The organism is Winogradskyella jejuensis (assembly GCF_900129745.1).
GTDB classification, from domain to species: domain Bacteria; phylum Bacteroidota; class Bacteroidia; order Flavobacteriales; family Flavobacteriaceae; genus Winogradskyella; species Winogradskyella jejuensis.
The window spans coordinates 1,117,146-1,132,951 of the sequence record NZ_FQWS01000002.1 but is presented as its reverse complement, the minus strand read 5'-3'; the positions used below and the strand labels follow the sequence as shown (position 1 = coordinate 1,132,951).

The 15,806-nt window shown below is 31.5% G+C and carries 20 protein-coding genes; 16 read left to right on the top strand and 4 right to left on the bottom strand.

Going from position 1 to position 15,806, the window contains the following annotated elements; genetic code table 11:
* Positions 1-2: 2 nt before the first annotated feature.
* The 3 genes from BUB95_RS12955 to BUB95_RS12945 form a co-directional block, all read right to left on the bottom strand.
* Positions 3-611, bottom strand: coding sequence for a WG repeat-containing protein (locus tag BUB95_RS12955; RefSeq protein WP_073087137.1), 609 nt, complete (start codon positions 609-611; stop codon positions 3-5).
* 83 nt (positions 612-694) lie between these two features.
* Positions 695-994, bottom strand: coding sequence for a thioredoxin (gene trxA, locus BUB95_RS12950; protein WP_073087135.1), 300 nt, complete (start codon positions 992-994; stop codon positions 695-697).
* A 3-nt stretch (positions 995-997) separates the two neighbouring features.
* Positions 998-1,366, bottom strand: coding sequence for a hypothetical protein (locus BUB95_RS12945; protein WP_073087134.1), 369 nt, complete (start codon positions 1,364-1,366; stop codon positions 998-1,000).
* Positions 1,367-1,495: 129 nt separating this feature from the next.
* On the opposite strand from BUB95_RS12945, the gene BUB95_RS12940 reads away from it, so the two are divergent.
* From BUB95_RS12940 to BUB95_RS12875, 14 genes are all read left to right on the top strand, one after another.
* The gene (locus BUB95_RS12940) at positions 1,496-3,379 is read left to right on the top strand and encodes a PAS domain-containing sensor histidine kinase (RefSeq protein WP_073087132.1); all 1,884 of its coding nucleotides are present in this window, start codon (positions 1,496-1,498) and stop codon (positions 3,377-3,379) included.
* On the top strand, positions 3,372-4,418 hold the full coding sequence (locus BUB95_RS12935) for a response regulator (RefSeq protein WP_143185611.1): 1,047 nt from the start codon (positions 3,372-3,374) through the stop codon (positions 4,416-4,418). The genes BUB95_RS12940 and BUB95_RS12935 overlap by 8 nt, the downstream gene beginning before the upstream one ends.
* A 77-nt stretch (positions 4,419-4,495) precedes the next feature.
* Positions 4,496-5,341 carry a universal stress protein gene (locus BUB95_RS12930; RefSeq protein WP_073087128.1) on the top strand — a complete coding sequence of 282 codons (846 nt, stop codon included), beginning with the start codon at positions 4,496-4,498 and terminating at the stop codon, positions 5,339-5,341.
* A 5-nt stretch (positions 5,342-5,346) separates the two neighbouring features.
* Positions 5,347-5,733 (top strand): hypothetical protein, encoded by a 387-nt coding sequence (locus BUB95_RS12925; protein ID WP_073087126.1) that lies wholly within the window; start codon positions 5,347-5,349, stop codon positions 5,731-5,733.
* Positions 5,734-6,022: 289 nt separating this feature from the next.
* Positions 6,023-6,874, top strand: a complete 852-nt coding sequence (locus BUB95_RS12920; protein ID WP_073087450.1) for a universal stress protein — start codon at positions 6,023-6,025, stop codon at positions 6,872-6,874.
* An 11-nt stretch (positions 6,875-6,885) separates the two neighbouring features.
* Positions 6,886-7,743: a universal stress protein gene (locus BUB95_RS12915; RefSeq protein ID WP_073087123.1), complete on the top strand. Its 858-nt coding sequence runs from the start codon at positions 6,886-6,888 to the stop codon at positions 7,741-7,743.
* Entirely contained in the window at positions 7,740-8,570 is an 831-nt protein-coding gene (locus BUB95_RS12910) for a universal stress protein (RefSeq protein WP_073087121.1), read from the top strand. Before BUB95_RS12915 ends, BUB95_RS12910 begins: the two co-directional genes overlap by 4 nt.
* A 48-nt stretch (positions 8,571-8,618) precedes the next feature.
* Positions 8,619-9,488, top strand: a complete 870-nt coding sequence (locus tag BUB95_RS12905; RefSeq protein WP_234969270.1) for a universal stress protein — start codon at positions 8,619-8,621, stop codon at positions 9,486-9,488.
* A gap of 11 nt (positions 9,489-9,499) precedes the next feature.
* Entirely contained in the window at positions 9,500-9,904 is a 405-nt protein-coding gene (locus BUB95_RS12900; protein WP_073087119.1) for a hypothetical protein, read from the top strand.
* A 19-nt stretch (positions 9,905-9,923) separates the two neighbouring features.
* Entirely contained in the window at positions 9,924-10,781 is an 858-nt protein-coding gene (locus BUB95_RS12895; RefSeq protein WP_073087117.1) for an ATP cone domain-containing protein, read from the top strand.
* Positions 10,778-12,151 carry an MBL fold metallo-hydrolase RNA specificity domain-containing protein gene (locus BUB95_RS12890; protein ID WP_073087115.1) on the top strand — a complete coding sequence of 458 codons (1,374 nt, stop codon included), beginning with the start codon at positions 10,778-10,780 and terminating at the stop codon, positions 12,149-12,151. The genes BUB95_RS12895 and BUB95_RS12890 overlap by 4 nt, the downstream gene beginning before the upstream one ends.
* A gap of 90 nt (positions 12,152-12,241) precedes the next feature.
* The gene (locus tag BUB95_RS12885) at positions 12,242-12,694 is read left to right on the top strand and encodes an Hsp20/alpha crystallin family protein (protein ID WP_073087113.1); all 453 of its coding nucleotides are present in this window, start codon (positions 12,242-12,244) and stop codon (positions 12,692-12,694) included.
* A gap of 70 nt (positions 12,695-12,764) precedes the next feature.
* Positions 12,765-13,208 (top strand): hypothetical protein, encoded by a 444-nt coding sequence (locus BUB95_RS12880; RefSeq protein WP_073087111.1) that lies wholly within the window; start codon positions 12,765-12,767, stop codon positions 13,206-13,208.
* 5 nt (positions 13,209-13,213) lie between these two features.
* Positions 13,214-13,891 (top strand): hypothetical protein, encoded by a 678-nt coding sequence (locus BUB95_RS12875; protein WP_073087109.1) that lies wholly within the window; start codon positions 13,214-13,216, stop codon positions 13,889-13,891.
* Here the strand turns inward: BUB95_RS12875 and BUB95_RS12870 are convergent.
* Positions 13,839-14,549, bottom strand: coding sequence for a VIT1/CCC1 transporter family protein (locus BUB95_RS12870; RefSeq protein WP_073087107.1), 711 nt, complete (start codon positions 14,547-14,549; stop codon positions 13,839-13,841). The genes BUB95_RS12875 and BUB95_RS12870 overlap by 53 nt on opposite strands.
* Positions 14,550-14,695: 146 nt before the next feature.
* On the opposite strand from BUB95_RS12870, the gene BUB95_RS12865 reads away from it, so the two are divergent.
* Together BUB95_RS12865 and BUB95_RS12860 are read left to right on the top strand one after the other, a co-directional pair.
* The gene (locus tag BUB95_RS12865) at positions 14,696-15,325 is read left to right on the top strand and encodes an NAD(P)H-dependent oxidoreductase (RefSeq protein WP_073087105.1); all 630 of its coding nucleotides are present in this window, start codon (positions 14,696-14,698) and stop codon (positions 15,323-15,325) included.
* A 55-nt stretch (positions 15,326-15,380) separates the two neighbouring features.
* Positions 15,381-15,803 (top strand): hypothetical protein, encoded by a 423-nt coding sequence (locus BUB95_RS12860; RefSeq protein WP_073087103.1) that lies wholly within the window; start codon positions 15,381-15,383, stop codon positions 15,801-15,803.
* Positions 15,804-15,806 lie beyond the last annotated feature (3 nt).

Below are 15,806 nucleotides of genomic sequence, written 5' to 3'. Positions count from 1 at the left end.
ATCTATAAAGTCTTTATAGACCAAGTTCTATTACCATTCTTTTGAGCAACAAGTGTTTCAGAAATAAACTTGGACTTAATTTCTGGAGGGGATTTTATAAAATCCTTTGATAGCGTGATATGTGTCGGCTTTTCTGATAGGAAATGTACAATTTTTCCGTTTGGATTTATTGCTGATTCCGTGTAGCTATAATCAATCATTTTCTTGTCTAATACATCGTTTTTACCAAGAATGTTTTTGTGTAGCTCAAGTATGATTGCCAATCCATTTTCAAAATTTGTGGCGTTGAGATATTGAGGTTGTATTATTGTATTACCTTCTTTATCTATGTATCCGTAATAGGATATACCGTCTTTTACTTCTTCAATTAAACAGCGTCCAGAATTAAATACGGGATAGTCATAGTCTTCAAAATTGGTAATAACCAAATCATCTCTGTAATCAACTACTATTTTGCCTTCAGTATTTATAAAAGCCCATTGATTATCTTTTTTTATTGCAGCAACACCATCATTATATGGCGAAATAAAACTTATATCGTCTATTTTTTGAGCATTAATTTCTATAGAACCCAACAAAATCGTTACCAATAATACCAATAGATTTTTCATGATACAACATTTTAAAATTTGAAGGATAAATGTAGTATCTACTAGAAGTTTGCAAAATGATATTGGTCAATAAAGGGAGTATATCAGCTGTGCTGCTTAATGATAGAAATAAGACTTTCCTTTTGTAAAACGCCAGATTGTCTCCAAACTTGGTTTTTGTTTTTAAAGAGTATCAACGTAGGGACACCTCTTACCTGATACCTATTTGCTAGTGGCTGATTTTTGTCAACATCAATTTTTATAATTTTTATGGCTTCACCCATTTCGCTTTTTACATCTTTTAGTATAGGTGCAAGGGCTTTACATGGGCCACACCAATCTGCATAAAAGTCTACCAATACAGGTATGCTAGAATTAATTATAGAGTTAAAATCGCTTTTCATTCTCTACTGTTTTTTGAGTTCAAGACTAAGTTTCGCCAACAAAATAAGTTCAGATTTATTAATTCCAGCAAACGAATGAGCAATTTTATTTGCTGTTTTTAAGATAAGACTTTTTAAATCTTTGGTAAATAGTGCTGGATTCCTTCTTAAGTACTCCACAAAATTAGTATAGCAGGTATTTGGGTTTGCGTTACATGCCTGTAGCTCATTAAAGGTTTCTTTCATGTACTTATACTCATCCTTACTTAGATGGCTCCATTTCTTTTCTGTATAATCTATAAAGCGACAATACTCTTCATAACTAAGGTTGCCATCTGCTTTTGCAATGGCATAAAATATGGCACCTATATTCTTTGATAATTCTGTTGTCATTTCTTAACTAGATTATGGATAGGCTAATGTATTTTATTGCTAAATATTAAAGAATGATATTCATCATAGTCATAGAATATTAGGGCTAAATTTCGTATATTTAAAGGAGTGCCATTAACATGTTCTATCATGATAGGTCAAGACCAAGAAATATTTAATATTCTTCTAGAAACAGTTTCAGAAGCCGTAGTTATTGTTGATGAAAATCAGAACATAATGGAAATTAATGGCGTAGCAGAAACGGTTTTTGGTTACAATAAGTTAGATATAAAGAATAAACATTTAGACATCCTTATTCCTTCTAATTATCATAAAAAGCATGATAAACACGTAAAAGAATTTATAGAGCTAAATACACAGCGTAGAATGGCTAAGACTACAGAAGTTTATGGTCTAACAAAATCTGGCGAAATTATTCCTGTAGAGATAGAACTCAATCCTTTTAAAATATACGACAAGACTTATGTCATGGCTTTAATAAAGGATATCTCTAAACAAAAAAAGAGCGAATACGATTTTATGCTGCGTAGCAAAGCTTTAGAATCTGCTAGTAATGGTATTTTAATTACAGATGCGCAAAAGCCAGATAATCCAATAGTCTACTGTAATAAAGCTTTTACAGAATTAACAGGGTACTCTAGAGAAGAAGTTTTAAACAAAAACTGTAGATTTTTGCAGGGAAAAGACAAAGAGCAAGAAGCACTTTATAAACTTAGAAATGCAATTAAAATAGGAGAGAGTTGTTTGGTGACTTTACGTAACTATAAAAAAGATGGTACTCTATTTTGGAATGATTTATACATCACACCAATAACAAACAGAAGAGGTATTATTACCAACTTTATTGGTATACAAAATGATGTTACGGAACGAGTAAGAGCAGAAGAAGAACGTAACCATTTGGCGACAATTTTTAACGAATCCTTAAACGAAATTTATGTCTTTGATGCACACGATTTAAAGTTTATATCTGTAAATCGTGGGGCCATAGAAAATATTGGTTATTCTTTAGAAGAGCTTAAAACAATGTCTCCTTTGGATATTAAAATAAATATTGACAAAAAAGTCCTCAGAGCAAAATATATACAACCACTACTTAATAAAGAAAAAGAGAAAGTTGAGTTTGAAACCATCCATAAACGAAAAGATGGCACAACATATCCTGTTAATGTGCATTTGCAACTGTCTTATCTGAAAGAGAAACCTGTATTTATGGCTATTATAGCGGATATCACTGAGCAAAAAGATTACTTAAATAGATTAGAGAAAAAAGTTAAAGAGAGAACCGAACAGTTACAAATTGCCCTAAGTAAAGAAAAGGAACTCAATGACCTTAAAACAAAATTCTTATCCTTGGTTTCTCACGAATTCAAAACACCATTAAGCGGTATTTCTACGTCCGTAATGCTTCTCGAAAAATATAAGCAAGAGCAAGAACAAGACAAAAGAAACAAACACTTAAGTATTATAAAAGATAAGGTACATTATCTCAACAATATTCTTAATGACTTTTTATCTATAGAGCGTTTAGAGGCAGGAACGGTGAATTATAAGTTTAGTCATTTTAACCTCAGTAAAGTTATTAATGAGGTGGTTTACAATGCTAATATGTTACTAAAAGAGGGGCAACGCATTAATTACCCAGATAATATTGATGAAATGACCATGTACCAAGATGAAAGAATTTTGGAGCTCGTACTCACAAATATTGTCCAGAATGCTGTAAAATATTCGAATGAAAACTCAGAAATAGACATTAAAATCACTCAAGTAAATGGCTTTACCCAAATTGAAGTAAAAGACCAAGGTATAGGTATTCCTAAAAAGGATTTGGAGAATATATTTACTCGGTATTTTAGAGCAGAGAACGTGCTTAATATGCAAGGGACAGGTATTGGTCTTAATATAGCTAAAACGCATACAGAGAATTTAGGCGGAAACATATCTCTAACCAGTAAAGAGAACAAAGGCACAACAGTAACTTTACAAATACCAACCGCTCATGATAACTAAAGTACTACTCATAGAAGATGATATTGTATTAAGAGATAATACGGCAGAGTTGTTAGAGCTTCTCAATTACGTGGTAGTAACTGCATCTAATGGAAAAGAAGGGGTAAAAACTGCAATATTAAACACTCCAGATATAATTATTTGTGATATAATGATGCCAGAAATGGATGGATATAAGGTTTTAGAACAACTCTCTACAAACAACAAAACAAGTCATATTCCCTTCATATTTCTTTCTGCTAAAACAGAGCATCAAGATATACGCAAAGGCATGAATATGGGAGCCGATGACTACATTACAAAACCCTTTACAGAAGATGAATTGGTAAGTGCCATTAAAAGTAGATTGGCTAAAGTAGCTATACTCAAGGAACAAGGAGGTCTTAATAAAGCTGAAGTGGAGACTGAAGAACTTCGCTCTTTAAACGATTTAAAAAACTATTTTGATAATAATGGTACAGAATTAAGTTTTGAAAAGAATGAGATAATTTATAACGAAGGTGACCACTCTAATCAAATTTATTTAATTTCTAGAGGTGCTGTAAAATGCCACAAGCTAGATGAGCATGGCAAGGAGTTGACAACAGCTCTATATAAAGAGGACGACTTATTTGGTTACACGTCTTTTACACATACCATAACTCATAAAGAGACAGCAACTGCAATTGAGAAAACACAAGTCATGGGGATTTCTATTATACAGCTCACCAAAATTCTTAATGATAATCATAAAGTTGCTATTGCATTAATAGATTTACTAACGGATGACTTATCTAATGTGAAAGAGCAACTTTTAGAAATGGCTTATAGTTCTGTAAATAAAAAAACAGCCAATACAATTATTCAATTTGCTGAAAAGATAAATCGTAAGCCAGATGATCCTATAAAAATTTCTAGAAATGATTTGGCTAGTGTAGCCGGTGTAGCCACAGAGACTTTTATTAGAACGCTTACCAATTTTAAAAACAAGGGTCTAATTAAATCAGAAGGCAGAAATATTGTGGTTCTGGATTTAAAACGACTTAAGCTTATTACCTAAACACTAATGTTTAAATGACGAGAGTCATTTTAAACCTTTTTTAAAGCTTCTAAATTTGAGTTTTAAATAGGTGAGCTATGAAAAGTGTATTATTACCAACAGATTTTTCGGATAATTCGTGGAATGCTATAAAATACGCTTTAGCATTTTTACAGGATGAAGAATGCCTTTTTTATCTCCTACATGTTAATACCATGAGCCATGCAATATTAAATGACCCCGCTTATATTGCCTCTGAAAATGTTATTGAAGACGTTTATATAAAACCTTCCAAAGTAAAACTTCGTTCTATTTTAAAGCGTATTTCAGAGGTTTCTAATTCAAATTTACATAAGTTTTATACAGTAGTAGACTATGGTTTTTTTATAGATTCTATACGGAAGCAGATTGTTGAGAAAAGTATAGATTTAATAGTAATGGGTACAAAAGGCGCTTCAGGTCTTAAGAAAATAATTATAGGTAGTAATGCAGGAGATGTTGTTGTGAAGGTAAAATGTGCAACCTTGGTTGTGCCTGAGAATTGTGAATATAAACATATTGAAGAAGTTGCTTTCCCAACAGATTTTTCCTCATTTAATAGTTTTAAAACGTTAAAACCTCTACTAAGTATTATAGAGAATTATGGTGCTAAGCTTAGTTTTTTACATGTTTCTAAGAATAAATCTCAGCTAAATTACGAACAACAAAAAAACAAAGAGTTGCTTATCGATTTCTTTGCAGGCTATAATACGAAGTGTTATTACTTAAGCAATAGGCATCTAGAAGATGCTGTACAATGTTTTACTGAGAGTAGAGGCATAAACATGATTGCTATGGTTGCAAAAAACTTGAATTATTTTCAACAAATTCTATTTCACACAAGGGTAGAAAAAATTACTTATCATACAGAAATACCGTTTTTGGTACTTCATGAAAAAATATAAATATTATGGATATTTCACTAACTTTTGCAAAATTTTGGGGCTGGTATCTTATCATTTTCTTTCTAATATTAAGCCTAAATCCAAAACGAACAAAACAAATATTTGATGACCTTAGAGATGAAAAATTCTTAATCCTAAGCTCTTTTATGGCTATAATCATAGGTCTTTTAAGCATCATTTTCCACAATGTTTGGGAGCCTAATTATAAGATAATAATTACGCTTATTGGATGGTTTTCTCTCATTATTGGCTTGGCCTTATTTATATTTCCTAAGCCCACTGTTAATTGGCTACAGATTACTAACGTAAAATTTGTTCAGGTTATTTATACACTGCTATTTTTTGTTGGGCTATTTTTGTTAAATCGAGTTTATCAATTAATCCATTATTAATTAAAAACTGATTCAAATCAGTTTTTAAACCTATTCGATTTAATATATTTACAAATGTGTTTTGGCTGGGGGAAGCCTTAATGTTATTAATCATTGATAAGCTAGAAAGCTAGATTTTTAATCAAAAATCTAGCTTTCTTTTTTTTAACTACCATTTTAATTACAAATGCTTTTATTACTCTAAGCTTCCAAAAGGGCATATTGATATTCCTTATAGACTAGTCTGATATTTATCATTGTAGAAATTCTTATTTGGGTATAGTTTTATAAATATTTAAAACCTATGACCATGAAAAATGTACTTATACCTACCGATTTTTCAGAAAACTCAATGAATGCCATACGTTATGCTTTGGAGCTTTTTAAGTATGAAAAAACAGAGTTTTATATTCTAAATGCCTATGAAGATGAGGTCTATAGTAATCATGAGCTACTGGAAGAAGAACCTTTTGAAGAAGTTATTGAGATGGCAAAAAATAGATCTCAGCTAAAATTAGATTTACTACTTGAAGAAATACAGACATTAGCACCACATCCTAGATTTAAATACCATATGGTTTCTGCTTATAACTCACTTATAGATGAGGTAGATAAGATAGTGATTGGAAAAGATATTGACATTATTGTTATGGGTACAAAAGGCGAAAGTTATGCCAAAACGTATGTGTTTGGAAGTAATACACTACAGGTTTTAAAATATGTATCATGTCCGGTTTTGGTAATACCTGAGTTTTACGAATACAAGCAACCAAAGCACGTTCTGTTTGCTTCAAATTACTTAATCCCATATAGACGACGAGAAATAAAGTTGTTGAGTACTTTACTATCACCATTTAGGTCTATAATAGATATGCTTTATATATCAAAAAGTGACCACCTTTCTAAAAGACAAAAAGACAATAAAGCTTTTTTAGAGGAAGGTTTGGAGAAACTTCAATTTAAATTTAAACATATAGACAGTAAAAATGTGTCTAAAGCCATTTCTAACTATGCTTCAGAAAATGAAATGGACTTATTAGTAATGGTAAATACAAGGCACTCCTTTTTAGAGGATATGCTGTTCAGGTCTAAAGTAGATGATATTTGCCTGCATACAAATATTCCATTTTTAGCATTGCAAAATATAAGAAGAAACATTTAAAATTCTATGTCATGAAAAGAATATTAATGCCCACCGATTTTTCAGAAAACTCATGGAATGCCATTGCATATGCGCTACAGTTATTCAAAGACGAAACCTGTAAATTTTATCTTTTGCATACATACACACCAGTTATTTATCAGATAGAATATGTGTCTGTCAGTGCTGCGCAATATGGCTTGGTAGATGCAATTAAAGATGTTGCAGAAACAAAAATGGGGGTGTTATTGGCTAAGATTAGAGATAAATTTGAAAATCCAAACCACACGTTTGAGACAATTTCAGTTTTTAGTACCCTTATCTCAGAAATTAAACATGTATCACAAACCAAAGATGTAGATTTTATAGTAATGGGTACAAAAGGTGCTACAGGCGCAAAAGAAATTCTTTTTGGTTCTAATACTGTACAAGTCTTTAAAAATGTAAAATGTCCAGTAATAGCTGTACCTAGCAATTTTGAATATGAGCGTCCTCTAGATATATTATTTCCTTCTGATTATGAAGTAAGCTTTGAAGAAAAGCATCTTAAACCCATATTAGATATGGTAGAAATCCATAAGAGTAGGCTTAACATTATGCATGTATCTTATGGTTATGGTCTTTTAGATAATCAAAAAAAGAATAGGGATATTTTAAAAAAGTATTTCGAAAAATATTCTCCTTTATTCCATGATATAAGAAACGAAAACGTTACTGATGCTATTGATAAGTTTCAAATAAAGCATAAGATTAACTTATTGGTGATGCTTAATAATAAGCACTCATTTTTTGAAAATTTATTTTTTAAGTCTACAATAAACCAGATAGGTTTTCATCTACATATCCCACTATTAGTAATACCGTCTCAACAGCAAAATTTTAAATCATGAAACGCCGAATCCTTTTACCCACCGATTTCTCAGATAATTCTTGGAGTGCAATTGTATATGCACTTAAGCTCTTTAAAGATGAAGAATGCATCTTCTATCTTTTAAATTCTATTGCATTAAAAGCATCTACTATTTCAAACTTTTCAAACAGTCTATTAAAGGTCATGAAAGAAAATGCATTAAAAGAATTAGATGCTCTTAAAAAGCAAATAGAGACAGCTGATGCTAATGCTAATCATGAGTTTTATAATGTGCTAAGTACACAAGACTTGTATGACGCAATTAAGTTTGAGGTCAAGCAGAATAATATAGATTTAATAGTAATGGGTACAAAAGGTGCTACTGGAGCTAAAGAAATTTTCTTAGGAAGCAATACTATAAGAGTAATTAAGAAAATTAAAAATTGTCCTATTCTAATTGTGCCAGACGAGTACGATTATGTAATTCCAAGGCAAATTACTTTTCCAACAGATTTTAAAAAACATTATAGGGAAGAAGAATTAAATACTTTGAAATCTATAGTAGAGTTGCATGATTCTAAAATAAGAGTATTACATATCAACGAGGAAGAAGAATTGAGTATAACTCAAGAAAAGAATTGTAACAATCTTAAGGCAGAACTAAGCAATTTTAAACTTAGTTTTCATTGGATGCCAGATTATAGTACTAAGGAGACTGAAATTAATGAATTCATAAAAGATTTAGGTATTAACATATTGTTTATGGTCAACTACAAACGAAGCTTAATAGAAAAGATAATGAACGAGCCGGTAATCAAAAAAATAGGATTGCAGCCAGTCATACCTTTTTTAGTGATATCATCCTAGATTGATATATGTCATTGTGTCTAGCATAACCTTTGACTAAGTTTAATTATGAAAAACCAAAGTATGATGAAACGTAAAATATTATTTCCTACAGATTTTTCAAAAAATTCATGGCACGCTATTAATTATGCACTTGAATTATATAAAGATGATGATTGCGATTTTTTTCTTTTAAATGTATTTTCTTTAAGCGGGAATGTAATGAAAAGTCTTTTAAACATGGAACCAGGCAGTGAACTTTATGAAAGTGCTAAGGTGCATTCTGAAACAGGCTTAAACAGAATGCTAGACATGTTAATCATTAAAAGAGAGACACAGCCCAATCATCATTTTACAACTATATCTATGTTTAATGATACTCTAGAAGCAATTAAAACTGTTGTAGATAATAAGGACATAGATATAATTGTCATGGGGTCTAAAGGAGAAACAGACTCAAGAACTTCTGTCTATGGTAGTACTGCCGTCAACGTTATGGAAAAAGTACGTAATTGTCCAGTTCTTGTAGTTCCACAAGAGGCAGATTATGCTCTACCAAAAGAGATTGTTTTTCCCACTGATTATAAAATTCCTTTTAAAAGAAGAGAGTTGAACTTTCTTATAGAAATAGCTAAAAAGTCTTTTGCAACTGTACAGGTTATATATGTAAACGAAGGTGAGTTAAGTGAATATCAATTAAAAAATAAAGTGCTTTTAGAAGAGTATTTCGAGGAAATCAACCATAATTTCAGAGTAATTAGAAATATTTCGGTTCATTCAGCGATAAGTTGCTTTGTTGAAAGTAGAGAGAGTGATATGATAGCATTTATAAATAAGAAGCACTTGTTTTTTGGAAGTATTTTAAATCAAGCTTTAGTAAAAGAAGTAGGTTACAACTCCAAAGTACCAATACTTGTAATGCACGATTTAAAAAATTAAAATTTAGAATTATGAAAAATATAGGTATTTGGATAGACAAAGAGAAAGCACACATATTAAGTGTTACAGCGGAAAGTGTGGATATGATTACGATTAAATCCCAAGAAGATGAATCTACATTTCAAATGATGGGACGCCCTGGTGGTGCTACAGAAATTATAAAAGACAGAAAAGTATTAGAGCGTCAGAAACAAAAAACCAAACAGTTTTTTAATGACGTCATTTCAAATATAGGAGAAGAGATTAAAGGGCTCATTATTTTAGGACCATCTCAAATGATACAGCAATTTGCAAAAGTTATTAAACAAGATTATAAGAATTTAGATAAAAAAGTCCGAGAAGTTGTAAAGTCTCAAAAGATGACTGATAATCAACTAAAGGCTTTTGTAAAAGAGTTTTACATGCCAAAACAGTAGTCTTCATTATTTCCAAATCATGGATAAAAACAACATTGATATTATCAAATCTAGTGGCAAGAAAGTTAAGTTTTCTTTAAGCAAATTGCGGTCTTCACTAAAAAGAATTGGAGCAAGCAGAGAAACTATTAATTCTATTATAGACACTGTACGAGATGAACTTTATCAAGGAATTTCTACTAATGAAATTTACAATAGAGCATATGCTATTCTTAAAAAGAAGAAAAGCTATATGGCGTCTAAGTACAAACTTAAAAAGGCCATCTATGAGCTTGGGCCTACAGGATTTCCTTTTGAAAGATTTATAAAAGCGCTATTACAATATTCGGGTTATGATGCTTTTGTTGGCGAAGTGTTGCAAGGCAAATGTGTATCTCATGAGATAGATGTTGTTGCACATAAAGGGAACGAAACCACAGTTATTGAATGTAAATTCCATGGAGAACAAGGATTAAATTGTAATGTTAAAGTACCTCTTTATATTAATTCAAGATTTCAAGACGTAAAAGAGCATTGGAATAATGTAAGTGAAAATGGAACTAAACTCAATGCAGGATGGGTAGTTACTAATACACGTTTTACAGAAGATGCGGTAAAATACGGTCGTTGTTGCGGATTGTATTTGCTAAGTTGGGATTATCCAGAGGGAGAGAGTTTAAGAGATAGGATAGATAATTTAGGACTTTACCCTATAACGGTGTCTACATTACTCACAAAGCGTGAGAAACAATTTTTACTGAGTAGAAGTATTGTCTTATGTAGGCAACTTATAGGAGATGTCTTTTATTTAGATCACCTAGGAATTTCAGAAGAAAGAAAAGAAAAAATTCTTAATGAGATAGAACTACTTTGTAATTACTCAATTCAATACGAATGAAACCAATAGTAAAAGTGAATTTTCTGGGCGGAGCAAGCACAGTAACTGGATCTAAATTTTTGCTAGAAACTTCAGAGTTCAATATTCTTATCGATTGTGGTATGTTTCAAGGACTAAAGAAGCTAAGAGAACTTAATTGGGTTGATTTACCTATAGATGTGTCAAGTATCGATGTGGTACTATTAACTCATGGTCATTTAGATCATGTAGGGTATTTGCCAAGACTAATAAAGCAAGGTTTTAAAGGAAAAATATATGGTACAGCTCCAACGTTAGCCATAGCTCAAATTATTTTGCTAGATAGTGCCAAAATTCATGAGGAAGATGCCAAAAAAGCTAATAAAGAAAAATACACTAAGCATAAGCCAGCATTACCATTTTATACAATTGAAGAAGCAGAAAAAGCGATTACTTTTTTTGAAGTCATTCAAGAAGATAAATGGTTAACACTATCAGAAAATATATCAGCAAGATTTCAGTATAACGGTCATATTATTGGAGCAACTTTCATAGAAATAGACATTAATGGAAAGCGCTTTGTTTTTTCTGGTGATGTAGGTAGAAACAATGATTATCTGCTAAATGACCCTAAAAAACCAGAATGGGCAGATTATCTGTTTATAGAAAGTACTTATGGAGATAAGAAACATCCGGAGCAAGATATTGAAACTATACTCATTGACCTCATTAATAAAACGATACATAATCAAGGTAATTTAATCATACCAAGCTTTGCAGTTGAGCGTCTTCAGACACTTATGTATATTCTCTGGAAATTATACAAAGCGCACAGAATTCCAAATATTCCCATATTTATAGATAGTCCAATGGGGAACAATGTTTTAGACGTTTTTAAAAGATTTCCTAAGTGGCACCGATTATCATCTTCTGAGTATTATGCGATGTGCGAGTATGTAAATATTGTGAGTTCATATAGAGAAACTTGGGAAACCATAGATAATAAAAGACCTAAAGTTGTTATTGCTGGTAGTGGTATGGTTACTGGTGGAAGAGTCTTAACTTATTTACAGCAATTTATTGATGAACCATCAACTACAGTTTTGTTAGTGGGGTATCAAGCAGAAGGAACTCGAGGACGTCAACTTAAAGATGGTGTACATGAAATCAAATTTTTTGGTAAATACTATCCGGTTAATGCACAAATAAAACATATCGAAAGTTTATCTGCTCATGCCGATCAAGAGGAGCTTTTAGCCTGGGTTAGTAACATCAAAAATGTGCCAGAGCAAGTTTATTTAATTCACGGCGAGGCATCAGCATTAAACACCTTTAGAGTAAAATTAGAGACAACATACAATTGGTTTGTAAAAGTTCCTAAGATTACTGATGTAGAACAGCTAATCGTTTAAAGCTAAACTGATTAAAATCATTTCATAAAGTGATAACTGTAATTAAATTACGGATGTTAGAAAAAGTTTAACATCAAAAAAATTACGATTATGTCACTAATTAAATTTAACAATCGAAACAGATTATTCCCATGGAATAACAATCAGCTAAAAGACTTTTTTAGCTCAGATGATTTTTTGTTTAGCGATGACTTTTTTGATGAAGATTCTTTAATGCCAGCAATGAACGTTAAAGAATTAGATGAAGAGTTTGAGGTTGAATTTGCTGCACCAGGCTTTAAAAAATCCGATTTCGAAGTCACTTTAGAAAATCATGTACTTAATGTATCTGCAAAGAAAGAGACAAAAAAAGAGGAAGAAGATAAAGACTATATGCGCAAAGAGTTCAGCTATAATGCTTTTAAGCGTTCTTTGAGGTTACCAGAAACTGTTGACGATATGGCAGATATTAAAGCCATTTATAATGATGGTATTCTTAAACTCAACCTTCATAAAAAAGAACAAGCTAAAGAAACACCTAAAAAAGTTATAGAAGTTATCTAAATCAAAATCAAATTCGGCAGAGTGTGTTTTAGGTGTTTCACACTCTGCTTTTTTAAAAGTAGGTAGAATCATGAAAACAATACATACTAAAGCAAAGCATACAGAATGGTTAAGTGCTGAAGACATGCACGATTCTTCAAAATTATGGTTATCAGAATTATCATTTTATAAAGAAGAGCAAATCTTTTTTGAAGATTTGATTAAATCGTACACACTTCAATTAATAGATAATAAGCATTTTGAAGAAAGCAAATCTATAGTTAATAGACTCTCCGAAATTGTGAAGCAAACGCAGGTGTTAATCAATGCCGTAAAATCTCACGAAAAGGAACTGTCTATTATGGTAGATGGGATAGACCAGTTAGAAGAGGAAGCGGTATATAGAAAAGAACATAGAAACTTAATAGAGCTTATTGGAGAATTTAAAAAGCGCTACCAATCTATTAAGAAGACGCTTTTTGATTTAATAAAATTGGTAATTAAAGAAAGCAAACAAAAACGATTTTTAAAATAAGAGCTATGAAACGAGTTATATTTTTATTAGCTACGCTATTTATTGTGAGTTGTTCTGACACACAATTAGTAGATTACTGGAAAAGTCCTGACACAGATACTTATAGTCCTACAAAAGTTTTAGTATTAGGAGTAACATCAGATAAGGTGGCAAGGTTAGAATTTGAAAACCAATTAAAAAACCAACTAGAGTTAAGAGGCATTGAGGTACAAAGAAGTTTAGACCTTAAAGAGTTTTCATTAGATAGCGGACAAATTACTGAAGCACAACTAGACCAATTAGAAGACAAGCTACTTGATGAATATTTTGATACTATCATTCTCAGTAAAGTAGTTGGGGTAGAAGACAAAATAGTTTACAGAAGTAATTACAAAAATTACGATGAAACCTATAGACGCTTTAAAGACGATTATTTAAGGTACCAAGACATTTATTACAATCCAGATTATTATAATGAGTATACTGTCTATCATGCGGAAACAGCAATGTATTGTATCTGCCCAACCAAAGACAGAGAACTATTATGGAAGGGGTATATAGATATTACAGACCCTAACCAAAAAGAATTGGCAAAAACGGTGAAACGATATGTCAATGTAGTTATTATGTCATTAGAAGAACTTAACTTGGTTAGCCCCCAATTAGAGCTTCCAGAAGATCACCCACAAAGTACGCAACAGTAGCAGCAATAGCGCCAAGTATCAAAGTTTCAAGTATGCCTTTTAATCGACTTGTTTCGGTAATGTATGTTTTTAAAAACCCGATGAGTATAAAGGCAAATGAAGTTAATATACTCGTCCAAATAAATAAATGACCTGGAAACTCCCAAATTAAGTCCCAGACGTAAACAGTGAGAGGTATTAAGCCTATTGAAATAAAAGAAATATAGGTGATTAATCCTATTTTAAATGGAGACTTTATAGGTTTAATTAATCTAGCCTTTTCTTCATCCAATGATTTAATTAATTGCTTTTTTTCTGAAACAACTTCATTAGCTACGGCATCTAATAATAACCCTTCGTAACCTTTGCCTGAATATATTTGACGAATTTTATGAATATCTATCTCATTTTCGACATTCAAATTTTCTTTATTCTTATTTAGTTTTTTATTGTTATCGGCTACGGATTTTGCAGATAAATAGGCTCCTACAGACATCGCAAAACCATCTGCGAGTAAGTTAGCAAAACCAAGAATAATGATAACAGAATTGTTCAAACTTGCACCCACAGCACCAGATACGACGGCAAATGTGGTCACAGCGCCATCAATACCGCCATATACAAATTCGCCTAAGTAATCTTGTAATTTCAGAAGCCAACCCGATATCTTTGTTTTCATGCCTATTGCTTTTATTCTATACGATGAACGATATAAAAGTACAATGCTTTCTCAGGCTTAAATATGATAATAGTCACATCGGTTTTATTTAAATCCAGGTTAAATAAAATTCAGAATAGTATTACGTATTTTTGCAAAAAAAAGCTATGAATGTTATAAAGCAGCTAAAATGGCGTTATGCTACTAAGAAATTTGATACACAAGCAATATTATCAGATTCTAAATTGGATATATTAAAGGAAGCTTTTAATCTTACAGCGTTATCATACGGTTTACAGACATTAAAACTCGTTATTGTTGCAGATAAGCCTAAAAGAGAAGCACTTGTTGAGCATTCGTTTGGACAACGACAAGTTGCAGACGCATCGCATCTTCTTGTTTTATGTATTCAAGACGAAATAAACCAAAACGATGTTAATGAACATTTTGAGAATATAGTTGATATAAGAAACACGCCAAAAACTATCCTTGAGCCTTTCAAAAATCAACTAAATTCCACAATAGAAACCATGCCAAAGGATAAGAAGGAAGATTGGGCTATAAGACAAGCTTACATTGCTTTGGGGAATTTAATGACGGTTTGCGCTATTGAAGAAATAGATAGTTGTCCTATGGAAGGTTTTAATCCTGAAGCTTTTGACCAAAGTCTTCAACTAGACAAAAAAGGCTTAAAATCGGTTTTGTTACTACCTGTAGGGAAACGCGCTAAAGATGATATGTTTGCAGAACTAAAAAAAGTAAGAAAACCACTAAGTGAGACCGTTATCGAATTGTAATATAATAGCACTTTAAGCGTTCAAAATACTATATTTGTTAGATAAATTTTTCAAGATGAAATATCATATACTCTCAGTCCTTTTTTGTTTCATAGCTATTTCTAGTTTTTCTCAAAACGTTAAATGGGAAAATAACTATGCTAAAGCTATAGAGTCAACTCGCAATACAGATAAAACCTTATTACTCTATTTTGTTGATGGAGAGGATAGTGGCACAGAACGTAAGATTAAGCAGGAAATTTTTAAGGCTGATGAGCTAAAGTCTTTAACAAAAGACTTTGTAGTTTACAAGATAGATGTAAATACAAAATCTCGTGATTCTAAGTATAATGAGCGATTAATTTCATCTTACAATTATAATCGTGTGTTTCCTTCTATAAAAATAGCAGTAGTTCCTTCTGTATATGCGCCTCAACTTTTTACAAATTTTGATGATGAAGGCATCAAAGCCTTTTTAGATACTCTCAAAAAATTATAATCA